This is a genomic window from Pseudomonas fluorescens Q2-87, assembly GCF_000281895.1.
In the GTDB taxonomy this organism is placed as follows: domain Bacteria; phylum Pseudomonadota; class Gammaproteobacteria; order Pseudomonadales; family Pseudomonadaceae; genus Aquipseudomonas; species Aquipseudomonas fluorescens_S.
Map to the genome: position 1 here is coordinate 2,568,970 of NZ_CM001558.1, position 23,394 is coordinate 2,592,363.

General features: G+C 59.8%; 19 protein-coding genes. 8 read left to right on the forward strand and 11 right to left on the reverse strand.

Features of this window, described 5'->3' with window-relative positions; translation table 11 throughout:
* Positions 1-25 precede the first annotated feature (25 nt).
* The 3 genes from PFLQ2_RS16110 to PFLQ2_RS16100 all read right to left on the reverse strand — a co-directional run bounded on the left by PFLQ2_RS16110 (position 26) and on the right by PFLQ2_RS16100 (position 3,688).
* On the reverse strand, positions 26-1,879 hold the full coding sequence (locus PFLQ2_RS16110) for an ABC transporter ATP-binding protein (RefSeq protein ID WP_003180962.1): 1,854 nt from the start codon (positions 1,877-1,879) through the stop codon (positions 26-28).
* Positions 1,880-2,107: 228 nt separating this feature from the next.
* Complete coding sequence (locus PFLQ2_RS16105; RefSeq protein WP_003180963.1) at positions 2,108-2,851, reverse strand: cache domain-containing protein; 744 nt, start codon at positions 2,849-2,851, stop codon at positions 2,108-2,110.
* Positions 2,852-2,953: 102 nt separating this feature from the next.
* Positions 2,954-3,688, reverse strand: coding sequence for a FadR/GntR family transcriptional regulator (locus PFLQ2_RS16100; protein WP_003180965.1), 735 nt, complete (start codon positions 3,686-3,688; stop codon positions 2,954-2,956).
* 273 nt (positions 3,689-3,961) lie between these two features.
* Between PFLQ2_RS16100 and PFLQ2_RS16095 the strand changes: the two genes are divergently transcribed.
* The 7 genes from PFLQ2_RS16095 to cydB all read left to right on the forward strand — a co-directional run bounded on the left by PFLQ2_RS16095 (position 3,962) and on the right by cydB (position 13,719).
* A complete protein-coding gene (locus tag PFLQ2_RS16095; RefSeq protein WP_003180967.1) occupies positions 3,962-5,455 on the forward strand; it encodes an aldehyde dehydrogenase in 1,494 nt (497 codons plus the stop codon).
* An 87-nt stretch (positions 5,456-5,542) separates the two neighbouring features.
* Positions 5,543-7,021 carry an APC family permease gene (locus tag PFLQ2_RS16090; RefSeq protein WP_003180968.1) on the forward strand — a complete coding sequence of 493 codons (1,479 nt, stop codon included), beginning with the start codon at positions 5,543-5,545 and terminating at the stop codon, positions 7,019-7,021.
* Positions 7,022-7,149: 128 nt separating this feature from the next.
* Positions 7,150-7,668, forward strand: a complete 519-nt coding sequence (locus tag PFLQ2_RS16085) for a hypothetical protein (protein ID WP_003180970.1) — start codon at positions 7,150-7,152, stop codon at positions 7,666-7,668.
* A gap of 192 nt (positions 7,669-7,860) precedes the next feature.
* Complete coding sequence (gene fdhF, locus PFLQ2_RS16080) at positions 7,861-10,836, forward strand: formate dehydrogenase subunit alpha (RefSeq protein ID WP_003180972.1); 2,976 nt, start codon at positions 7,861-7,863, stop codon at positions 10,834-10,836.
* The gene (locus PFLQ2_RS16075; RefSeq protein ID WP_003180974.1) at positions 10,836-11,318 is read left to right on the forward strand and encodes a DUF1641 domain-containing protein; all 483 of its coding nucleotides are present in this window, start codon (positions 10,836-10,838) and stop codon (positions 11,316-11,318) included. Before fdhF ends, PFLQ2_RS16075 begins: the two co-directional genes overlap by 1 nt.
* Before the next feature lie 13 nt (positions 11,319-11,331).
* On the forward strand, positions 11,332-12,678 hold the full coding sequence (locus PFLQ2_RS16070) for a cytochrome ubiquinol oxidase subunit I (protein WP_003180976.1): 1,347 nt from the start codon (positions 11,332-11,334) through the stop codon (positions 12,676-12,678).
* A gap of 27 nt (positions 12,679-12,705) precedes the next feature.
* Positions 12,706-13,719 carry a cytochrome d ubiquinol oxidase subunit II gene (cydB, locus tag PFLQ2_RS16065; RefSeq protein WP_003180978.1) on the forward strand — a complete coding sequence of 338 codons (1,014 nt, stop codon included), beginning with the start codon at positions 12,706-12,708 and terminating at the stop codon, positions 13,717-13,719.
* A gap of 55 nt (positions 13,720-13,774) precedes the next feature.
* Here the strand turns inward: cydB and PFLQ2_RS28755 are convergent, their stop codons facing one another.
* From PFLQ2_RS28755 to PFLQ2_RS16055, 3 genes are all read right to left on the reverse strand, one after another.
* Positions 13,775-13,936: a DUF2986 domain-containing protein gene (locus PFLQ2_RS28755; RefSeq protein ID WP_003180980.1), complete on the reverse strand. Its 162-nt coding sequence runs from the start codon at positions 13,934-13,936 to the stop codon at positions 13,775-13,777.
* 68 nt (positions 13,937-14,004) lie between these two features.
* Entirely contained in the window at positions 14,005-14,607 is a 603-nt protein-coding gene (locus PFLQ2_RS16060; protein ID WP_003180982.1) for a flavin reductase family protein, read from the reverse strand.
* Positions 14,608-14,765: 158 nt separating this feature from the next.
* Positions 14,766-16,538 carry a S8/S53 family peptidase gene (locus PFLQ2_RS16055; protein ID WP_003180983.1) on the reverse strand — a complete coding sequence of 591 codons (1,773 nt, stop codon included), beginning with the start codon at positions 16,536-16,538 and terminating at the stop codon, positions 14,766-14,768.
* Between the two features lie 286 nt (positions 16,539-16,824).
* Here PFLQ2_RS16055 and PFLQ2_RS16050 point away from each other — a divergent pair, with 286 nt between their 5' ends.
* On the forward strand, positions 16,825-17,082 hold the full coding sequence (locus PFLQ2_RS16050; protein ID WP_033045984.1) for a DUF2790 domain-containing protein: 258 nt from the start codon (positions 16,825-16,827) through the stop codon (positions 17,080-17,082).
* 43 nt (positions 17,083-17,125) lie between these two features.
* Here PFLQ2_RS16050 and PFLQ2_RS16045 read toward each other — a convergent pair whose 3' ends face one another.
* The 5 genes from PFLQ2_RS16045 to PFLQ2_RS16025 all read right to left on the reverse strand — a co-directional run bounded on the left by PFLQ2_RS16045 (position 17,126) and on the right by PFLQ2_RS16025 (position 23,203).
* Complete coding sequence (locus PFLQ2_RS16045) at positions 17,126-18,061, reverse strand: LysR family transcriptional regulator (RefSeq protein WP_003180986.1); 936 nt, start codon at positions 18,059-18,061, stop codon at positions 17,126-17,128.
* A gap of 69 nt (positions 18,062-18,130) precedes the next feature.
* The gene (locus tag PFLQ2_RS16040; protein WP_003180988.1) at positions 18,131-19,081 is read right to left on the reverse strand and encodes an aldo/keto reductase; all 951 of its coding nucleotides are present in this window, start codon (positions 19,079-19,081) and stop codon (positions 18,131-18,133) included.
* Between the two features lie 22 nt (positions 19,082-19,103).
* Complete coding sequence (locus PFLQ2_RS16035) at positions 19,104-20,567, reverse strand: efflux transporter outer membrane subunit (protein ID WP_003180989.1); 1,464 nt, start codon at positions 20,565-20,567, stop codon at positions 19,104-19,106.
* A 21-nt stretch (positions 20,568-20,588) separates the two neighbouring features.
* Positions 20,589-22,067, reverse strand: a complete 1,479-nt coding sequence (locus PFLQ2_RS16030; RefSeq protein ID WP_003180991.1) for a DHA2 family efflux MFS transporter permease subunit — start codon at positions 22,065-22,067, stop codon at positions 20,589-20,591.
* On the reverse strand, positions 22,067-23,203 hold the full coding sequence (locus PFLQ2_RS16025; protein ID WP_003180994.1) for an HlyD family secretion protein: 1,137 nt from the start codon (positions 23,201-23,203) through the stop codon (positions 22,067-22,069). Before PFLQ2_RS16025 ends, PFLQ2_RS16030 begins: the two co-directional genes overlap by 1 nt.
* Positions 23,204-23,394 lie beyond the last annotated feature (191 nt).

Below are 23,394 nucleotides of genomic sequence, written 5' to 3' on the forward strand. Positions count from 1 at the left end.
GCAACCGTGTTATTGGCAAGCGCGGCTATTCCACCGCCTCGGCGACTCCTTGATCCTCACCCAGGAACCCGCCGCTCTGGTGGTGCCACAGACGCGCGTAGGTGCCGTTTTTCGCCAGCAGTTCGGCGTGGGTACCTTGTTCAATGATGCGCCCGTCATCCATGACAATCAGTCGGTCCATGGCCGCGATCGTTGACAGTCGATGGGCGATGGCGATCACGGTCTTGCCCTTCATCATTTCATCAAGACTTTCCTGGATGGCGACTTCGACTTCCGAGTCCAGGGCGCTGGTGGCCTCGTCAAGCAACAGGATGGGAGCGTTCTTGAGCATCACCCGGGCGATGGCGATGCGTTGGCGCTGGCCGCCCGAAAGCTTGATGCCGCGCTCGCCCACCAAGGTGTCATAGCCGCAATGACCTTGTCGGTCGCTCAGTTGGTTGATGAAACCATCGGCCTGGGCGTTGGCTGCGGCCCTGCGGATTTGCTCATCGGTTGCATCCGGGCGGCCATAGGCGATGTTGTCGCGTATGGAGCGGTGCAGCAGGGAAGTGTCCTGAGTGACCATGCCGATGGCGCTGCGCAGGCTGTCTTGCGTCACCTGGGCGATGTTCTGGCCGTCGATACGAATCTCACCGCTGTCGACGTCGTAAAAGCGCAGCAACAGGTTGATCAGCGTGGACTTACCTGCACCGGAACGACCCACCAGGCCGATCTTTTCGCCCGGGCGAATATCCAGGCTCAGGCCATCGAGGACCTGGCGTTCACCGTTGTAATTGAAACTGACATTATTGAAAGTCACCGCGCCGCCAGCGGGCACCAGCACGCCGGCGTCAGGCGCATCCACCACCTTGGGGCCTCGGGTCAACGTCTCCATGCCATCCTGCACGGTGCCGATGCTTTCGAACAGCGAGGTCATTTGCCACATGATCCAGTGCGACATGCCGTTGATACGCAACGCCATGGCGGTAATGGCGGCCACGGCCCCGGTACCGACTTCATCCTGGTGCCACAACCACAGGGCATAGCCGCCGGCGCCAAGGATCAGCCCGACCACCAGGGCCTGGTTGACGATCTCGAACTGGCTGACCAGGCGCATCTGGCGAAAGCCGGTGAGTTTGAAATCTTCCATGGCTGCCCGTGCGAAATGCGCCTCGCGTTTGGAGTGCGAGAACAGTTTCACCGTGGTGATGTTGGTGTATGCGTCGGAAATGCGCCCGGTCATCGAAGACCGTGCATGGGCCTGTTCCTGCCCGACTTGCCCCAGGCGCGGCACGAAGTACAGCATGGCCAGGCCGAACAACGCGATCCAGGCAATAAACGGCAACATCAGTTTCAGCGCGAAGCCGCCGGCCAGGGCGATGATCGCAATGAAGTACACGCCGATCCCGGGGGCGATTTCGATGACGGTGAACAGCACTTCGCGCACAGCGAGCGCCGTCTGCATCACCTTGGTCGTCACCCGGCCGGAGAACTCGTCGGAAAAAAAGGAAAGGCTTTGCCGCAGCATCAAGCGATGGAAGTCCCAGCGCAGCCGCAGCGGCAGATTGATCGCCAAGACCTGGTGCTGCACCATCGTGCGCAACGCCACCAGCCCGATACTGGTGAGTAACACGATGGCGATGCCCCACAGCACTCGACTTTCCTGCCCTTGCGCATCGCCACCCGCTTTCCAGGTCGAGAGCAGGTCCACGACTTGCCCCAGGAAGGAAAACAACCAGGCTTCATAAATCGACACGCCAGCGCTGAGCAACGCAAACGCAAGGATATAACCGCGGGCGCCGCGGGTGCAGGCCCACAGGAACCGTACCAGGCCGACAGGGGGCGGTGGTGCTTCATCAGGTGGAAAGGGATCGAGTCTTCGTTCAAACACACGAAGCATTGTGGCCTCCGAAAGGTACAGGGTCGGCAGATTTTGCCATTTAATGGCTGTCTTGAGGATTTTACGAGGGCAAGCGGCGGCGTTGTTCTCGGCCGGCAAGTGAGCGATGCCGCGCCGAGACTCAGGATTGCGTGCAGCTCATTGAGGCGCTGCTGAGGGATTAGTTCGGTTTAAGCGCTTTTCGTTTAATTCAGTTCTGCTTTCCACCGACGAAGCGACAATACGACTTCAAAACCTTGGGACAGGCCGTTCGACGACGCGCCAATAGGACGATGTATCGATAAGGCTCAGGACTCGACCTTGCTCGGTGTCCTGGTTCAGAGCACCTCGGATCAAATCACCGGCCAGCCAACTTGGGGTATTGGCTGCCAGTACTCGGCCTTCGGAATTGAGCAGTAATGCTTCGTTACTGACTCGCATGAGGCTGCGTACGAGCAGCGGCTCCAGGGAATGCAGGGAAATATCGGCGGCGGCTACACCGATAAAATGATCGTCGAGAAAAATGGGGACCGAAAAGGCAACGATGTACAACTCAGTACCGTACAAATCCACAAACGGGCCATCTATCGAAGGCTGTCGGGTTTGCTGGGGACGGGTGTACCAAGGCATGTGCACATAATCGTAGAACCGTTCGCTACGGCTATTGAAATTCAACGTCAGAGGCTGGATCTCATCTTTTTGCGCTCGGCACCACCACTCCAGATGCATCTCGCGATCTTCCAACTCTCCAGGCGCGAAGACCACGCCAGCGCCATGAAACTTGAGGCTTTCCGAGTTCAGGATCTGCCGGATCACAGGCAGCAATGGCTTGAGATCAGCTTGGCCAGGGCGCTTCGTTTTGCTGCGCCGATATTCCCAGATGCTCAGTACTTGGGCGCTCATGTCATTGAGCCCCTTGAACACGTTACCAATGGAAGCGTTGATCAATGAGGCACATTGGGACAGTTCTGTTGCTGACATTTCGTTAGCCATGGCTCTACCTCATGACTCGGAGGGGACAATGCAACGCCAGCGGTTGGCGCGGAGTGCGTCGAGCCGTGTGGCGAGCAGGTAGTTCAGCAAGTTTCATTCCACTCAGGAGTCATCTTCGGCCATTTGCTGTAGCCGCAGGGAACTCAGGCGGCGAACGCCGCGTGCGACATGTGCTTCGGCCAATGCGCCAGCCAGGTTTGCATCGTTGGCTGTGATGGCCTCCAGAATAGCCCTGTGTTCCCGCTCGATGGTTTGCGGCTCCGGTTGTCCGGCGAAGGGCAGCCATAGCAGTTCCCCAAGCTCCGCCTGCAAGCGCGCTTCGCTGTGGGTCAGGCGCACGGATTGCGCGGCCACGGCTATCTCGATATGAAACCGGGCATCGGCTCGCCGGTACTCTCGTCGCCCTTGGGCGTTGGCTAGCGCATCGATGAAACCACTGAGTCTTGCATGCTGCTCGGGCCCGGCGCGCTGGGCGGCGAGTCGGGCGGCAGCGCCTGAAATGGCGGCATGTTCATCGGCCAGGTCACGCAATTCCAGCGTGCTGAGTTCCCGTAACTGATCGAACAGCGACTGATCTGTGGTTTGCGGCGCGGCGCAAATGAAGCTGCCACCGTTGCGTCCACGTCGGGTTTCGATAACCCCACGCTCGCGCAAGACCGCCAATGCGTCCCGCAGGGTAACCGTCGCAACGCCAAGTTGGGTGGCCAGGGCGCTTTCGCTGGGTAGCTGTTCGCCTTCTGCGAACAGACCCAAGTCGATCATTTCTATCAGGCGACGGGTAACGGACTCCGTTTTCCCTTCCTGATGAATGCGGATGAGACCTGAAGCAGGGCTCATGGTTGATTCATTCATGAACGACGCCGTTTGCGTGTGTGGCAAGAAATCGGTGAACGCGTCAAGCGCGCACGGACGTGATGCTTAAAAATTCTATTTCATATTTTATATATTTTTTTGCGTCTGGAGCCTGGCGATTCTAGATATTTACCGCATAAAAAGTCAAAAGTAACCGCCATTTTCTGATTTTTAAGGGGTTCTCAGCGGTTAAAAGATATGGTTCCATATGTTTAAGCGATCTGAGATCGCATCCCCCGAATCCAGGAGCGCGTTGAAATGAGTCAGTTGACCCGATCAGAGTGGGAGACCAAAGCCAAGGCGTTGAGCATTGAGGGGCGAGCTTTCATCGATGGCAATTATGTGCCGGCCGATTCTGGCGCCACCTTCGAATGCTTGAGCCCGATTGATGGGCGCTTGCTTGGCTTGGTTGCCAGCTGCGATGCGGAGGATGCGGATCTGGCGGTCGTCAGCGCCCGGTCAGCATTCGAATCCGGTGTTTGGTCACGCCAGGCTCCGGCAATGCGCAAGGCAGTGATGGTGCGTTTTTCCGAGTTGTTGCAGATCCATGCCGAAGAGCTGGCGCTGTTGGAAACACTGGACATGGGCAAGCCCATATCCGATTCGCTGTCTGTCGATCTCCCAGGGGCCATCGACAGCATTCGATGGTGCGGTGAGGCCATCGACAAGATCTACGATGAGGTCGCGGCGACCTGGGTCGATCAGATCGGCCTGGTCACCCGGGAACCGGTTGGGGTGGTGGCTGCCATCGTGCCGTGGAATTTCCCGCTGATGATGGCGTCCTGGAAACTGGGGCCGGCGCTGGCGACCGGCAATTCGGTCATTCTGAAACCCTCGGAGCGTTCGCCGCTGACCGCAATCCGCATCGCCCAGCTCGCGTTGGAAGCAGGGTTGCCCGCAGGCGTGCTCAATGTTCTGCCTGGCTATGGCCACACGGTGGGCAAGGCGTTGGCCTTGCACCGCGATGTGGATGCCATCGCCTTTACCGGATCGACCCAAGTGGCCAAGCAGTTGTTGGTCTACGCGGGCCAGTCGAACATGAAGCGGGTCTGGCTTGAAGCTGGCGGTAAAAGTCCGAACATCGTATTTGCCGATGCCCCTGATTTGCAGGTGGCCGCCGAGGCAGCGGCGGCGGCTATCGCTTTCAACCAGGGTGAGGTGTGCACCGCAGGTTCACGCTTGCTGGTTCAGGCCTCAATCAAGGAGCGTTTTGTGCCCATGGTGGTCGAGGCGATGAGAGGCTGGAAGCCAGGGCATCCACTCGATCCGGACACGAACGTCGGCGCTCTGGTGGACGGACGTCACCTGGAAGGTGTGCTGCAGCGCATCCAGGAAGGGCAGGCGCAAGGTGCGCGATTATTGTTGGGTGGGCACGCCGCGCAGGTGGAAGTCGGCGGCAGTTATGTCGAGCCAACGTTGTTCGATCATGTCAGCAACTCGATGAAAATCGCCCAGGAAGAAATCTTCGGGCCCGTACTGTCGGTGATCGAATTCGACGATGCCGAAGAGGCGGTGCGCATAGCCAATGACACCCCCTACGGGCTGGCGGCTGCTGTTTGGACGGCTGACCTGTCTCGCGCCCACACCATGGCCCGCGCACTTCGTGCCGGGAGTGTCTGGGTCAACCTCTATGACGGCGGGGACATGATGGCGCCGTTCGGCGGCTACAAGCAGTCCGGCAATGGTCGGGACAAATCTTTGCACGCCTTTGATAAGTACACCGAGATCAAAGCCACCTGGATACAGCTTTGAGCTAGTCCTCGTTAAGCGCTCGCAGGCGGGGCTGCTCCGCCTGCTTGATTCCCACCCATACAAATTCCTTTTTAAAGGATGTAAACCATGAACAGCTCGTTAGGCTCCACGGTGGTTGCGGACCAGGACGCGGAGCAACTCCGTGCGCTTGGGTACACGTCGAATTTCGAACGCAGCATGAGCCTGTGGGAGAACTTCGCCCTCGGGTTCACCTATCTGTCGCCAGTGGTGGGGGTCTACACCTTGTTCGGCCTGTGCCTGGCTGCGGGTGGGCCGCCGATGTTCTGGTCCTACCTGTTGGTGGGAGCCGGTCAAATGCTGGTGTGTCTGATTTTTTGCGAAGTGGTATCCCAGTATCCGATTTCCGGTGGTGTCTATCCTTGGGCCCGTCGCCTGGTGGGCAAGAAATGGGCGTGGATGGTCGGGTGGATCTATGCCATTTCCCTATGTGTGACCATTGCTGCCGTTGCGCTGGGTGCTGGTCCATACATTGCCAACCTCATGGGCTTTGAATCGTCGCCAGTGACCAATACCGTCGTCGCTCTGATTCTGACGGCCATCGCCACGGTCCTGAACCTCAGTGGCACCAAGCTATTGGCGCGGGTGGCGATGTTTGGCTTCCTTTGCGAATTGGTTGGGGCCCTGCTGATCGGTGGATACTTGCTGATCTTCGAGCGCCACCAGCCCTTCAGCGTACTGTTCAATACGTTCGACATTTCTATCGACGGCGCTTATTGGCCGGCTTTCCTTGCCGCCTCGCTGGCGGGGATGTTCCTGTACTACGGTTTTGAAGCCTGCGGTGATGTTGCTGAAGAAACACCCAACCCCAGTCGTCAAGTCCCCAAGGCGATGCGGATGACCATTTGGATCGGCGGTGCCGCCTCGATTTTCGCCGCCCTGGCGTTGATCCTTGCGGTGCCTGACATCGCCGCCGTTATCTCCGGCCAAGACAAGGACCCGATGTCCACTATATTTGGAGCGGCGTTTGGTCCTGTCATGTCTCGTGTAGTCATGGGCGTGATCACGGTTTCGTTTGTTTCCTGCGTGCTGAGCTTGCAGGCATCTGCCAGTCGCCTGCTCTATGCCTACGCCCGAGACGAAATGCTCATGGGTAGCGCCATGTTGAAAAAGCTCTCGCCCGCTACCCATGTTCCGACCGCCGCCCTGATGGTCTGTGGTGTGCTGCCGGCGATCATCGTGTGTGTCGGCTTCTATCTGCAAAACGCGGTTGCGTTGGTGGTGAGTTTTGCCGCCATCGGCATCTACCTGGCGTTCCAGATGATTGTCAGTGGTGTGTTGTACGCGCGCATGCGTGGTTGGAAACCCCAGGGTCAGTTCACCTTGGGGCGGTGGGGCTGGATCGTGAACATCGCAGCGCTCTGCTACGGCTTGTTCGCGATTGTAAACATGTCCTGGCCGCGTACTCCGGATGCGCCCTGGTACGTGAACTACGGCATCGTGCTGGTCGGCGCCATTGTGATTTTCGTGGGGCTTGTCTACATGGTTCTGTTTCGTCCCTACGAAAAAGGTACCGCTCCGGCCGCGGATGCGTGGAAAAAAACCTAGATGACATCGCCGCCTGCCGCCCAGTGCGGCAGGCGGATCCATTACACCCAATTTTTCATAAGCCTGTTTAATTTCAGAAAACCCGCTAGCATCCGCAACGATCCCTCCGCATCCTTGGACCCCACTTCATGAATTTGCGTTTGCTTGCAGCCAGTCTGTTTCTCACCAGTACCCTGAGTCATGCCGCCGGGCCGGAACCCACTCCCAAGGCCTTGGAAGAACAGATCGGCCACTTGGTGGCGCTCCTCAAGGACAGCTATGCCACTGGCTACCCCGACGCGGCGATGACCCAGACGTTGGATACCGGAGAGGATAGCCAGGTAACGCTTGTGGTCTTCACCATCGAAGGCTTTGGCATGGGCAACAATTACAGCCAATACCTGGCGGCTTTTACGCCCGAAGAGAACGAAGAGGGCGTGACGCACTACAACCTGCTGGATGTGATGCGCATTGGCGGCGACAGCTGGCGTTCGATCGATAAGCTGGACGCCAAGCTGGTCAGTGACCCTACGGGCGAGCAAACCCTGATCGATATCCCGGCGATGCAGAACACCGACGACGATGCGCCGAACTTTCCAACCAAAGCCGCGGTTATTCACTTGTCGCTGGATGGCGCCCAATCGGTCCGGCTGATGGAAGTGAAGTGAGGCACTTCTGACCCGTCTCATGGGCGCTCACTCCCATCGAAACGCCAGCCTCCCGGGCTGGTTGCGAAAAAAAGGAACGTTTAAGCCTACTGAACGTCGACTCTGTAACTAAACATTTCACCTAAGTCCATACGCTGTCGCGCGGTTCTGAAACAGACGCAACGACAGCGAGCGGCCAGCAGGTCAGCCCTTATGAGCGAAGAAATGAAGTGCAGTGTCGAGTTCAACGGTCGTGCCCTCGAAGGGAAGGCCGACCAGCCGCTGATTGATTTCCTGGCAGAGCAGGGCATCCATCTGCCCCATATCTGCTATCACCCAGCCCTCGGGCCGATACAAACCTGTGACGTCTGTTGGGTCGAATACAACGGCGAAATGGTCCGCGGTTGTACGCTGCGTTCAGCCGACGGTATGAACCTGACCAGCAATGTTCCCCATGTCCAGGCCGCGCAGGAGGAGGGGGTCGACCGTCTTCTCGCCAAGCATGAGCTGTATTGCACGGTGTGTGAGCACAACACCGGCGATTGCACGCTGCACAATACATTTGCCGACATGAACCCTGCGATTCAACGTTACAAGTACCAGCGCAAACCGTACGACAAGGATCATTCGAATCCGTTTTATACCTATGACCCTGACCAATGCATCCTCTGCGGGCGCTGCGTAGAGGCTTGTCAGAACGTCGAGGTCAACGAAACGCTCAGCATCGATTTCACCCAGGAACATCCGCGGGTGTTGTGGGATGGCGCAACCACCATCGAAGGCTCCAGTTGCGTGAGTTGTGGCCATTGCGTCACGGTTTGTCCGTGCAATGCGTTGCTGGAAAAAACCATGCAACCGGACGCAGGTCCTCTAACGTCGATGCCGCAAAACATCAAACGGCCCATTATCGATGCAGTGAAAATCATTGAAAACACCATCGGGGCACCGCCCATTACCGCTGTTTCGGTCATGGACATGCATTGGCGACAACCTGAAATCAAGCGCACCAAAACCGTATGCACCTATTGTGGCGTGGGCTGTTCGTTCGAAATGTGGACCCGTGACCGCCAGTTGCTGAAAGTGCAGCCGGTGATAGACGCGCCGGCGAACGGGATTTCGACGTGCGTCAAAGGCAAGTTCGCCTGGGACTTCGTCAATAGCGAAAAACGCCTGACCACCCCGTTGATCCGGGAGAACGGCCAGTTCCGCGAGGCCGGCTGGGATGAAGCGTTGGCGTTGGTCGCCGAGCGTCTGTTGAGCATCAAGCGTGATCACGGTGCCGACGCCATCGGGTTCATCGGCTCCAGCAAGGCCAGTAACGAAGAGGCCTACCTGACGCAGAAAATCGCGCGCTTGATCATCGGTACCAACAGCGTCGACAACTCCTCGCGTTATTGTCAGAACCCCGCGACACAAGGGCTTTTCCGCACGGTCGGCTACGGAGGCGATGCCGGTACGATCAAAGACCTGGAACAAGCGGACCTGATCGTACTGGTGGGCAGCAATCTGGCGGAGAACCATCCGGTGATTGCCTCGCGAATCAAGGCAGCACGCAAGCTCCGCGGGCAAAAACTGCTGGTGGTCGATCCTCGCAGACACGAAATGGCCGAACGTGCCGACCTGTTCCTGCAAATCAGGTCCAGCACCGACATCGTCTGGGCCAGCGCAATGTCGCGCTACATGTTCGATCATGGCTATGCGGACACGGCATTTTTGCAAAATCGAGTGAACCAGGTGGACGAGTACCGTCGCTCGCTGGAGCCGTTTACCCTGGGCTTCGCCGCCCAAGTGACCGGCCTGGCGGAAACCGACCTGACCGCTGCGGCGCAGATGATCGGTGAGGCAAAAAGTGTCTGCCTGTTGTGGGCAATGGGCATCACCCAGCACAGCCACGGCGCAGACACCAGTACGGCGCTCTCGAACCTGCTGCTGGTCACCGGCAATTATGGACGTCCGGGCACCGGCGGATACCCGATGCGGGGCCATAACAACGTTCAGGGGGCCAGTGATTTTGGCTGCCTGAAGAACGTTTATCCCGGCTATGAAAAGGTCACCGACGAAGCCGTCCGTGCCAAATGGGCCAAGGCGTGGGGGGTCGCCCCCGAGCAGTTGTCGAACAAGGTGGGCGAAGACAATTTCCTGATGGTGCAAGACGCCGCGAAGCGAAAGATCAAGGCGATGTACGTGATTGGCGAGGAGACCGCGTTCTCCGACGCTGACACCGAAAACGTGCACGAGGCGTTCAAAACGTTGGATTTCATGGTCGTCCAGGACATTTTCTTCAGCCGTACCGCGCAGTTTGCCGACGTGGTCCTGCCAGGCTGCCCCAGCGTTGAAAAAGAGGGGACGTTCGTCAACACCGAGCGTCGAATCCAGCGCTTTTATGAAGTGTTTGCCCCGTTGGGAAACAGCCTGCCCGACTGGCGCATCCTGACCGACCTGGCGAAGAAGATGGGGCATGACTGGGGTTATGAGCACCCCTCGCAAATTCTTGACGAAGTCGCCGGCATTGCGACGTTGTTCGCCGGTGTGAGTTACGAGCGCCTGGAGGGCTGGAAATCGCTGTTATGGCCGGTACGGCCAGATGGCACGGATACGCCGCTGCTCTACACCGACCGTTTTCACACCAGCGACGGCAAGGCGGTGCTTTATCCGCTGGAGTACAAGCCCCCGGCGGAAGCGCCGGACAGCGAGTTCGATCTGATGCTGGACAACGGCCGGATGCTTGAGCATTTCCAGGGCAATAACCAGACAGGGCGCGGCGACCGTCTCGATTCACTGTCGCCAGAATGGTTCGTCGAAGTCAGCCCCGAGCTGGCCGCGCAGCGCGGCATCGAGGACGGCACGATGGTCCGGATCACGTCTCGTCGCGGCGCTGTCTCGGTGCCGGCCGTCATCACTGATCGGGTTCAGGGAAACGTGCTTTTCCTGCCAATCCACCAGGGCAAGCCCGGCATCAATGAACTGACCGGGGAACATCATGACCCAGACGTGAACACGCCCGCCTACAAGGAAGTCGCGGTGAAAATGACCATCATGAGGGAACAATCCCGAAGGCCCACCTTGCCCCGCGGCAATTTCCGCAATGGCCACCGGACGCCGAACGACGGCGTGGACGTTGCGGCGAAATGGGCACGAGACGATTACGCGCCAATCGACGCACCAGCGCCCCACCCGGAGAGATGCTAATGGCCGAGCCCATCGACTACGACGTCAAGCCGAGTAAAACCGGGCTTGACGCAAGGGAGGAACTTGATCGACTCCTCCAGAGCCTCCACGAGCACGGCGTGTTGCGCATGGCCAATGATCTGGTCTGCGCGAACACCGCGATCGCCAAAGTGCTTGTGGACGGTCTGAACAAAGAGGGAACGCTCAACGTCATCCAGAACCTGTCGATTCTGGCGATGGCGCTGTCTCGTGTTCCCCCCGAGGATTTTTACCGCGTGGTCTTCGCCTTGAAGGATGCCGGCGCCGCCATCAGCCAATGGACCGCACCCGATGACAAAAGGGCCGCGCCGGGCGTTCGCGGCACCTATCGCCTGCTGCAAGACGAATCGCTTTGGCGGGCGATAACCCCGCTGCTGGAAGGTTTGAAAGCGATGGGCGAGGGGATGAAAAGACCGGTCGACAAACCCATCAGTGACTTCGCTGGCAAACCCAGCGACGCGTGACTGGAGCCTGTCCATGGAACCGATGGATCCGGCGTTGCTGCTGGCGCGCTACCAGTTCGCGTTCACCATCAGCTTCCATATTGTCCTGGCGGCATTTTCCATTGGCTTGGCCAATTACTTGATGGTGCTCGAGGGGCTGTGGTTGTGGCGCAAGCGTCATGTCTACAAGGACATCTACACCTTCTGGCTGAAAATTTTTGCATTGACGGTCGCGGTCGGCACGGCGTCCGGGCTGGTCATGGAATTTCAGTTCGGCATGCACTGGAGTGCGCTGTCGCGGCGCGCAGGCGCTGTGCTGGGGCCCTTGATGTTCTACGAGGTGATGGTGGCTTTCTTCCTTGAAGCCGGCTTTATCGGTGTGATGCTCTTTGGCATGAACAAGGTCGGGCCACGCCTGCATTTTCTGTCCACCTGCGCCGTGGCCGTGGGTTCGTTGTTCAGTGCTTTCTGGATACTGTCCGCCAATTCATGGATGCACACGCCGGCTGGATTCAGCATCGGCGGCGATGGCCGCTTCGTCCCGGTCGACTGGCTTGCGATCGTGTTCAATCCATCGTTTCCCTACCGCATGGTGCACATGAGCCTTGCAGCCTTTCTCGGCACGGCGATGCTGGTCGGCGGCGCGGGGGCCTGGCACTTGTTGCGCAACAGTGCTCATACGTCGGCCAGGGTCATGTTTTCCATGGCGCTATGGATGGCAGCGCTGGTGGGGCCCTTGCAAATCGTGGCGGGTGATCTGCACGGTGAAAATACCCGAGACCACCAGCCGCAAAAGCTCGCCGCCATGGAAGGGTCCTGGCGGCGGCCTGAGGCAGGCCAAGGCGAACCACTCAGGCTGTTTGCGGTGCCTGACCAGGTCAACCGCAAAAACCAATTCGAGCTGGCCATTCCGCATCTGGGCTCGCTGTATTTGCGACATGACTGGACCGGCACCATCAAGAGTCTGGAGGAGTTCGCGCCGCAGGATATTCCGCCGGTGGCCGTGGTGTTCTATGCGTTCAGGGCCATGGTGGGCATCGGACTGCTGATCGTTGCATTGGGGATTGCCAGTCTTGTCCTGCGTTGGCGCGGTCGGCTCTATGAGTGTCGATGGCTGCTGCGCTGCTCGGTCATCATGGCCCCGGCGGGATTTGTGGCGATGATCTGTGGGTGGATCGTGACTGAGGTCGGGCGCCAGCCGTTTACCGTCTACGGATTGATGCGCACGGTCGACAGCCACTCCGGGCAACCGCTGTCGTTCGTCGCGGGCAGCACGCTGGCCATCATGGTGGTCTACCTGATGGTCTTTAGCCTGGGGTTATTTTATTTGCTGCGGGCGATTGCCCGCTTGCCAGCCGATGCCCAGAGGGCCGAAGAATGAACACCTGCGCTGGGCAAGGACATCGTCATGTTCATTTCTGAGGCGTTGCTCCCCGATCTTGCCGCCGCAGCGATCGCGTTCACCATCATCACGTACGTCGTCCTGGATGGGACTGACCTGGGTGTCGGAATACTCTTCGCCACGCGCCGTGACGCCAACGAAAAAGCAATCATGGTGAGTTCCATCCTGCCGATCTGGGACGGTAACGAGACGTGGCTGGTGCTGGGTGGCGGAGGGTTGCTGGCCTTGTTCCCGGTAGCCTACAGCCTCATTTTTTCCGCCCTGTACATGCCGGTCATCGTCATGCTGCTGGCGTTGATTTTCCGGGCGGTTGCGCTTGAGTTTCGCGCTGATGCGTCTTCGCGGATGAGGCGTTGGCTTGACGTTACATTGGTCGCCGGATCGTTGATCGCGGCGTTTTGCCAAGGCGCCATCATGGGCTGCGTGGTGCAAGGCATCGAACAGCAGGATGGCCAGTTCGCCGGCAACGGTTGGGAATGGCTGAGTGCGTTTTCGCTGACCTGTGGCGCGGTGTTGGTCATCGGCTACGCGTTGCTGGGCAGTTGCTGGTTGGTCTGGCGTACCGAAGGCCACTTGCAAGCGACGGCCAGGCGCCAGGCGCGAATACTTGGCTGGCTGACGTTGTTGGGGATGGCCGCCATCGTCGTCTGGACCAGCCAGTTGCTGCCGGTCTACCGCGACAATCTTGCAGAATCAAGCCTGAGCGTGCCGCTGTTGTTGGTCCAGGGTCTGTTGCTGGTAGGGTTTCGTTGGGCCTTCTCCAGCCGTTTCGAATTCCTGCCGTTGTTTGCCGTACTGGGATGGTTCGGCGTGGCCTTCGTTGCGGCGATCATCACGCTGTACCCGCTGATCGTGCCGTCGGCGCTTTCGATAGAGCAAGCCTCGGCCCCGGCGTCGAGCCAGTCTTTCATGCTGGTCGGTTTCGCTGTGCTGGTGCCGGTCACGCTTGCCTACAACACCTGGGGGTTCTGGGTGTTTCGAGGCAAGGTGAAGCGCGAGCAGGTTGACTCAGGCGCATGACGGAAGTGCCCCTTCCCATGCTTGTAGAACCGGGGCAGATGTACGTTCTATCAGTTCAATCCTCGGCGGGAATCTCGGCGTCTTGACTGGCTTGCTCGGCCAGCTTCAATCGGTCAGCCTTGCTGATGTATTGGGTTTTGCTTTTGGGCGCCAGTTTGGCGCTGGCTTTCTTGGCGTTGGCCTTCAACAACTGGTTGATCTTCTTACGACGGTTCATACCTTTTCTACTCGGCTGGCAGGTTTACGCATCATAACAGCTTGGATCATCGGTCAGGCTCGTCGCCATCAGGCATCTTCCGGCAGCACGGCCCCGGCACTTTCGGCGACCAGCGAGTCGCCAATGGCGTAGAACTGCCCACCGGCAATGTAGTGCAGGCTGCGCAGTTGCGTGGGCGCAGTGTCGAAATACCAATGCCCGTCGCGGAATACGCGGGTGTCTGCCCAGGCGCCGACGACTTCTGCGATGAACAGGTCATAGGCCTGCTGGTTGTGGGTTTCGGGGATCAGTCGACAGGCCAGCCAGGCCGAGCAGCCGGCAACGAATGGCACATCGTGGCCGTCAATGCTGAACAGCTCGACACCGCTGTGTGCAAGTTTATGCGGGTCGTCGAGCAGGCTGAGATTGCCTACCTGATAGGTGAGCTCAAGCTGGGCCACGGTTGGCACTTGAATCACCAGCATGCCGCTTTTTTCCACCAGCGCTCGCGTCCGGGTGCTCTTGTCCAGGACCACGGTGAGCTTGGGCGGCGAAAAGTCCAGCGCACAGGCCCAGGCAGCGGACATGACATTGTCGACACCGTCGTGGCGGGCAGAAACCAGGACGGTGGGGCCGTGGTTGAGGAGGCGATAAGCTTTCGGCAGCGGGACGGGGGCAATGTTGGCGTTCATCGATGCTCCTTGGGTCAGGGGAGGGTTAACAAGCCAGGCGGCAACCGGGCGCTATTCTGTCAGCTTACGCAATGGAGCGCGGAGCATCATTGCAACAGAACGTGCGATGGCTGCCTTTGCTCCGGACAATCGCCTTGCGCCGCCCGGCAGTGCGCGTTTCAGCGCACGCGCTTGCGGCTCTGCACCGCCAGGTCCAGGGCTTTTTGCATGTCCAGCCGCGCCGAACGGCCCACGTCCTTGTCGTTGAGCTGGTAGCTGCGCTCGGAGGGCAGGATGGGCGCGGTGAGGTCCTCGGCATCCATCCGTTCGAAGTCGTGATTGTCGCCGATAGTCATGGCGCTGCGGCGCAGCAGCATGCGCACTTGCTCGGGTTCGAGTTGCGGGTTGATGGACAGCATCGCCGCCACCAGGCCCGCAACCATGGGCGTTGCGTAGGACGTACCGCAATGCACCGCACCGGCCTGGCCGGCGCTGACCGTCGAGGCGTGGGCGCAAGCGGCGGCTGTGATGTCGACGCGCATGTCGATATTCGAGGAACGGCGCTTGACCGCATAGGCCGGGTCGTCGACTGCGATCCCGGCGCGCGCGCTGCGCTGGTGGCCGCCGACCACCAGCAGTTGCTCGGTAATGAACGAGGAGGGCAAGCGGTATTCATCGCTGCCCGAGAACGATGAGCCATTGCCGGCGGAGTTTATTACCACCACGTCGGGATGTTCCTTGCGCAGCCACAGGAAGAACTCCTCGAGCAACTCCTCGTACCCACCCATGGCGATGCCCGAGCGCAGCAGTGAGTCCACCTCGTCGCCTTTGACGTCTTTGGCGCCGACGCGATGAATGCCCCAGCTCCAATTGAGCACGCGCACGCCGTCTTCCACGAGGTTAACCGAGGCGGCGATATTGGCAGTGATTCCGGCATCGGAATTGCGCTCGACAATGACCTCGAAGCCACCGCTCGCCTGGTCCAGACCACGCAGCAAGCCCGTGTTGCCGCCATTGTCCCAGCGCGCGGCGAGGATGCCGGCGACTGTGGTGCCATGGTTGTCCGGCTTATCCGCATCGCGTGCGTAGACGCAAGTGCGCGGCAGCGAGCAAGCCCCGACGTAGTCCGCAAAGTCCGCGGTGTCGAAATCCACCGCGCGCTCGATCAAGCCGATGCGCACCGGTTGGGGCTGCACAGGCGTCTGCCGCCCGGGGACGCGCCGCTGATAGTAGTTCACCGCATCGAGAAAGCGATTCGCGGCCCATTCATCCGAGTCCGTGGCCGGTTTTTTCGGCTCCTCAGCCTGTGCCTCGACAGGGGCTTGTTCGGCCTCTTCGGCGGCGGACTCCTCGATCACCACGGCGTCCACGCTGGTCTCGCTGCCCAGGCGCAGTACCAGTGCGTCACGCTGCACCAGGTCGCTGGCGGGCAGGCGCAGTTGGTACAGGTTCAGCGGCGCAATGCTGCCGACGACCGTCGCGCCGTACTTATGGGCAAGACGCTCAGCCTCCTGGTGGCCGTCCTGGTCTTCTTCGATCAGCACGCTGACCAGATCGACGTATGTGGTCAAGCCGTCCATGTTCTTCGCCACTTCGTCCGGCCCTGCGGCCAGTACGTGGCTGTTACGCAGGGTCAGCCAGGCCGCGTTGCTGGAGCGTGGGCCGTCCTCCAGCCAGAGGGGAGCGCTCTGGTAACCGTCGCTGGCCAGGCGCAAGCGCAAGTTTTGCCCGTCGCGCTGCACCGCATCCGCAGGTATCGCCTTCGCACCCAACTTCAAGCGTGGGGTTCCATCGCCCATGCCGTGCACGGTCAGGCACCATTCCTGGTGCTGGCTTTGCAGCAGGTCACCGCACCGTTTCAGGCTTGCCAGGCGCAGTGGCTCTTGCGCAGCGGCCGGCGCACTGGCGGCCAAAGCGAACAACGTGGCGAGGGCAGCGGATCGAAGGGGCATTGGGCGGGGTTCCTGGGCAGGCTCGTTTTGTTCCGACTGCGGCAATGCCTGCTTCGTTCAGGGCGAGACCATTCAAGGAGGGGCCGGTAGCAATTATCGGCACAAGCGCGGCAATCGACTTTTCGATCAGCAGTGGGTCTAGGAGTGCCCAGCGCTGATTCATAGGGATTTGAGCAACACTGTTTGTCCTGTCGATCGATTTTTACGCGCTCGGGCACCCCTTAACATCGTCTCCAAGCCGCAAGCATTAGCTGATGCGGACACAACCAACGAGACGGTGAAGAACATGAACATGAAAAAAATCGCAGCGCTCCTGATGCTTGCCAGCCTGGGCGCCAATGCTTATGCGGACACGACGAATACTTCGAGCACCCCGATCGAAACCTACAATTACTCGACGAAGCTGGACATCGAACACGTGATCTCCATCACCGAACCAGCGAACGAATGTGCGCCCGTGCCGGTACAGATGACTTATGAAGACTCCCATGGCCAGCGGCATGTCCTGCAGTATCAAACGATGGGGACCGGTTGCTCCAATTGACCGGTGCGTAACGATGGAGGGTCGACACTCCATACCTGCCGCACTAAGTGTTTTTAGCTCCGACAATAGCTGCATCCGATGCCAGCAACTGCGGGATTGATTGCTTGAGAAAATCCACCCAGGTTTTGGTTTTCGCATCCATGAACTTGCGCGATGGATAGATCGCGAACAGGTTCAACTCCTCCAGTCGGTACTCAGGCAACACCCGCACCAATGTCCCCGCCCTCAGACCGCGTACGGCCGATGCGATTGGCTGAACGCCGATTCCCATGCCTTTTTCAATCGCTGTGGTCATGCCATCGGCAGTATTGATGTGAAAAGGCGAAGCGCCAATGGTGATGGTTTCCAAGCCTCGCGGGCCGTCGAACGTCCATTCCTCAGCCGGCATCACGGTGTTGACGATACGCAGGCACTCATGCCCGCCAAGCTCGCCGGGAGAGTCCGGCACACCGCGTTTGGCCAGATAGGCAGGTGATGCGCAGAGGACGCTGTAAGTCATGCCCAGCCGTTGGGCGACGAAGCCCGAGTCCGGCAGGTCGCGTGCCAGCACAATGGACATGTCGTAGCTTTCCTCCAGTAAATCCGGAACGCGGTTGGTGAGGGTCAGGTCGAACAAGACCGTCGGGTGAATTTCCCGGTAACGGGCAATCGCGTCGATTACGTAGTGATTGCCAATGGCCGACATGGCGTGAATCTTTAAACGACCGACTGGCACGGTGTGGGCAGTTCCCGCTTCTTCCTCGGCCTCGCGTACGTTGTCGAGGATCTGTTCGCAGCGTTGCAGGTAGCGCACGCCCGCTTCCGTGAGCGCGAGACGGCGGGTGGTGCGGTTGATCAAACGGGTGTGCAGGCGGGCCTCAAGGGCCGTGACGGCTTTGGAAACGTTGGTGGTCGTGGTGTCGAGCAGTTGCGCTGCGGCAGTGAAGCTGCCGCTTTGGGCTACGGCGTTGAAAAAACGCATGCTCTGGAAGAGGTCCATTTTTTCATCTCGCGGTTCGGGCAGGGAAGTTTGGGGAGGGCGGCCCTTGCGCAACCGCACCGTCGTCTATCAGCTTGTACGGGCAATAAAGCCTGGAACACCGGTTTCGATCACTGAGTTGAATCGAATCCGGGTGGTAATGTCCTCTTTGATTTCTCGCATCGCCCGGTGCGGCAGCGTCGCCAGATGGAAATTTTCCCGTATACGGTCCGGTTTCGCCGAAGTCGTCAGGAAAGCCGTCCCGCGTTGAACTGCCCACGCCAGCGCCACTTGTGCCGGGGTGCGTTGTACATGCCGGGCGATGCCGGTGAGCACCGGATCTTCCAAGACATTGGGCAGCATTCCATGCCCCAGCGGCGCAAACGCCAGCAAGATAATCCCGTGTTGTTTGCAAAACTCCAGCATTTCCCATTCCGGCAGGTAAGGGTGCGATTCTATCTGCACCACGGAAGGCTTGATTCGCGCGCCGGCAACGATGGTTTCCAATGCCTCCAGCGTTATATCCGAAAGGCCGATGGATTTGCAGAGGCCTTCGTCCACCAAGCTTTCAAGGGCGCGCCAGGTGTCGAGCAGGGTAATGCCGCCATCGTATATGACGTGTCCGAAAACGTCCCGTGGATCCTGTTCGTCGCCGGGTTGGAAGGCGAACGGAGTGTGGATCAGATAGCAATCGAGGTAGTCGACCTGAAGGCGCCGGCAGCTCGCTTCGAACGCCGGCTTGACCCGTTCGGGTCGATGGTTGGTATTCCACAGTTTGGTGGTGATGAACACATCCTCACGGCGGATTTTACCGGCGGCAAATACCTGCTGGAACGCTATGCCAATCCTGTCTTCGTTGCGATAGCGCTCGGCGCAGTCAAAGTGCCGGAAACCCGCCTCCAACGCATATTTGACTGCGTCGCAGGTGGCTTCCAGATCACGGAACAGCGTGCCAAATCCTACGGCGGGCATCGAGCCAGCGCCGTTATTCAGCGGCAGGCGCGTGTCGCGAAGGTCATCGTGAAAGGCTTCGTATGTCATGTCGGTTCTCCTAAAGGGGCCATCAGAGTGGTAAGGAATCGGTACGAATCGTGGCGACATTGGGCACGATGACGCCTGCGTCATTGCCGCCCAGGGCCACGAACAGCTGGACCACGTCCAGATAACGCGCGGTCTGTACGCGGATCTGCCCGAGCAGCGCTTGCTCATAGGCGCGTTCGGCTTCAAGCACTTGCAGGATGCTGTTTTCGCCCTGGGCGTAAGCCTGTTGGTTCAACTGCAAACTGGTGTCGGCGGCGCGCAAGGCGTCGTCCTGCGCAGCGTTCTGCTCGGCACCGTGATTGATGGCCTGCAAGGTGTCCGCAATCTGGCCAAATGAGCTAACGACCGTGTGCTGATAGCGGGCGAGGGCGGCGTTGTAACCGTCAACGGCGGCCTGGCGCTCAGCCTTGAGTGCGCCGCCATTGAAGATCGGCGCAGTCATTCCGGCGGCCAGACCCCAGAGGGCGGCGCCGCCATTGCCGGATGCGGCTTGGGTCAGTGAGGCCGAAAGCTCGACGTGCGGATAAAGGCTGGCAGTCGCTACGCCCACTGCTGCGCTGGCCATATGCAACTCGGCCTCGGCTTGCAGGATGTCCGGACGTGTGCGAGCCGTCTCGGACGGCAGGCTGACCGGAATGCTCGACGGTGAAGCAAAGTCATCGAGGACGAAGTCTGGCGCGATCCAGTCCGCCGGGCCTTTGCCGGCAAGGATCGACAGTGCGTGCCGAGCAGCGTCGCGCTGTTGGGCGAGTGGTGGCAGCAGCGTGCGATCCTGGGCAAGGCGGGTTTCGGCCAGTGACACGTCGATCCGGGTCGTGGTGCCGCTCTGGTGTGCCCGGCGGACCAGTTCAAGGTTTTTCGCATCGTTGGACAGCAGCGTTTGTACTGCCCTGATTTGCGCATTGGCTGAGGCAAGCAGCAGCGCTTGCTGGGTGACGTCCCCGGTCAGCGTGAGGTAGGCCGCCTCATAACGATGCTTCTGCAGGTCCGCGAATGCTTGTTGCCCTTCGACCGCGCGTTCGAGGCCGCCAAACATGTCCAGGTCGAAAGCCACCCGTGGGCCGATCGCATAAACATTCGACACGCTCGGCTCAGACGCTGTGTGGGTGCGTTGACGCCCGGCGGTAGCGCCAATATTCACTTGCGGATAAAAGGCACCTTCCGCCGCCGCAACAGACGCCGCGGCTTGGCGAATGGTCGCATCGGCGGCCACCAGTTCGAGGTTGCCATCGATGGCTTGGCGCATGACTTCGTCGAGCTTGGGCGAACGGAACGCCGACCACCAATGGCCATTGATCCGCTTGCCCATTTCAAACTGCCCACCGGCCGATTGCTGCTCGGCCTGTGGGTCGTAGTGCTGCGACGAACGGGTGGCAGGGCGCACAAAGTCGGGGCCGACGGTGCAGGCGCAAAGCATCAAAGCCATCCCTAGCGCGTTGACGGTGCACAGGAACGCAGAACGGGTGAAGCGCAGGGACGTTTTCATTTTCCGGACTCCACGAAAATATCAGTTGGCTGCAACAGGCTTGCGAAGGAACAACACCAGTGGGCTGACGATGAGTATCGCCACCAGCAAGATCTTGAATTGACCCACCACTGCAACGAACGCCGCCTGGTGGGTGACCAGATGATTAAGACCTTCAAGCGCCGATGGCGAGATGGGCGGTGTCATCCGATAGGGCGTTAAATGACTCGCCAGCGCCACGTGCATCGCCTGGGTGTTATTGAAGAAATAGAGTTGCACCACCGCCACGCCGAGAGTGCTGCCGTAGACGCGCATCAAGTTGAAGAATCCGGCGGCCTCGGGACGCAAGGTCGGCGCGATCGTGCTGAACGCGACCTTGCTCAGCGCCGGCATCAGGATGCCGAGGCCGATCCCTTGGACGAATCCGGTCACCGCCACGGGCGTCCAGTCCATGAGGGGTGAATAGCCGAGCATCAGCCAATTGGCATAGGCCACCAGGGTGATGCCGACCACGATGAATAGGCGAACGTCGATCCACACCGGCGCGCGCCCCATCAGCAGGAACGCCCCAACCAATGCGATGCCCCGCGGGACTGTCAGCAAACCCGTGGTATCCGGGGGGTAGCCGAGGATTTCATCGAGCATCGGCGAGGTCAGCGCCATCGTCGACAGCAGGACGAAGCCAAGGGCGAAGAACATCACCGTCGACAGGATGAAGTTGCGGTCCCTGAGCAATCCCTTGCCGAGAAAATGCACCTTGGCAGTCAGCACATGGACGAGGAACAGGTACAGCCCGAGTGCACAGGACAGCGCTTCGACCCAGATTTCCGGCGAGTCGAACCAATCCAGGCGTTCGCCACGGTCCAAGAGCATTTGCAGGGCGATCATGCCGAGGGTGAACGTGCCAAAACCGAAGAAATCAAACGGCGGGCGTTGGTCGACTTTCCTCTCGATGAGCAGCAACGCGACGACCATGAAAATGTACGCGGCCAGCGGTAGGCTCAGGTAGAACATCCAGCGCCAGTCGAGCCATTCGCAGACCCAGCCGCCGATACCAGGCCCGCTGACGATCCCCAGCAGCACCAGCGCCGTCCACTTCGGGCCAAATGCCGGGCGGCGCTCGGCGGGCAGCGTCTCCAGTGCGATCGCCATCGACAGCGGTGCCAGGACGCCGCTCGTCAGGCCTTGCAAGATGCGTGCGCCAATGAACGCCGGCGGCGAGCTTGCCAACGTGCCCAGCCACAAGCCGAGGGCGAACAGCAGGATGGCGACTTGGTAGACACGTTTGAGGCCAAAGCGCGCAGCCAGCCATTGCGCCACGGGCAGGGTGATGGCGCTGGCCGCCAGGTAGGCCGTGAAGATCCACCCGGCCTGATCGTCCGTCATCGAAATGCTGCCTTGTATCAAGCGCAATCCGGCATTGGGCAGCGGCAAGTTCACCGACTGCATGTAGGTGGCCAGCAAGGCAACCAACCTGAGCGAGCGCGCGTGCGGTGCGGTAAGAGCAGCGGTGGCGTTCATCAGGAGTTACCCGCAGTCAACAGCGACTTGAGCGGATACCACCAAGGCGTGCGGTACCCGGTATCGACTCGGACCGTGGCGCTGGTGCCAGAAAACAAAGGCATCGATGGATCCGCCTCGTCCAGCTCGAGACGCACCGGAACCCGCTGTACCACCTTCACCCAGTTACCGGTGGCGTTTTCCGGCGGCAACAGGGCGAAGTCGGCCCCGGCGCCGGGGCTTAGGCTGACCACGTGCGCCTTGAACTGCCGATCCGGGTACGTGTCGAGGGTGATGGTCGCCGTCTGGCCGGCTCGCATGTGCGTGACTTGCGTCTCGCGAAAGTTAGCCTCGACCCAGATCTCCCCGTCGCGGATCATCGCGAACGCCGCCGCGCCGTTATTGACGTAGTTACCGACTTGCAGGTCGTCGACTTTGGCGACGATACCGTCTTGCGGCGCGGTGACCGTGGCGTAGGCCAGGTGCAGCTGCGCTTCGTCAAGCTGAGCCTTGGCCTCACGCACCGTCGGGTGGCTGTCAATCGTGATGTCTGGATTGCCGTTCAGGGCAACGACGGTGCTGGCGATTTGTTGTTCCATCGAGGCGATGCGTTGACGGGATATCTTGAGGTCGGTTTCGGCGCGCTCATAGACGGCTCGCGACACGAACTCGGTGGCGACCAGGGCTTTTTTACGGCCGAACTCCTTCTGGTCGTAATCCGCCGCCGCCTTGGCCGATTGCAGCTCGGCCTGTTGCTGGCGATAGCTCGCCTTGAGTCCGTCAATGCGCAAACGTGCGATATCCAACTGTGCTTCGGCACGCTGGACGTCGATCAGAAAAGGTTCCGGGTCGATACGGAACAGCATTTCGCCCTTGCGGACCCGTTGGTTATCGTCGACAGCGATTTCAACCACCTGCCCGGAAATACGCGAGTTGATCGATGTCTTGGCCACGCGGGCATAGGCATTGTCGGTAGACACAAACGGTACGTTTGCAAGGTATTGCCCGTAGCCGATGACGGCCAGGAGCGCTGGAACGCCGGTCATCAGCAGCGGGCGCAGTTTCTGTTTCAGCGATTTTTCCGGTGGCGCGTCAGCAAGGTTCGGCCCTGGGTGTGCATTGGCTGGTGTTGCTGGGAGAACGAATGGCTTGGTCATGATCGAGTACACCCTTAACCGGGAAGTCGGCCGGTCCTGCGCGAAGTTCGCCAGGTCCGATGTCGTTGATTGCTGTGAGTCACCAAACTCGTACGCGGTGGGGAGGATCACTCCGTGCCGCTGTTTCGTCGTCACCAGAGCCTGATTCGAGCGCCGTTACAACAAAGCTGAGGGTCGAGGAATTTTTGATT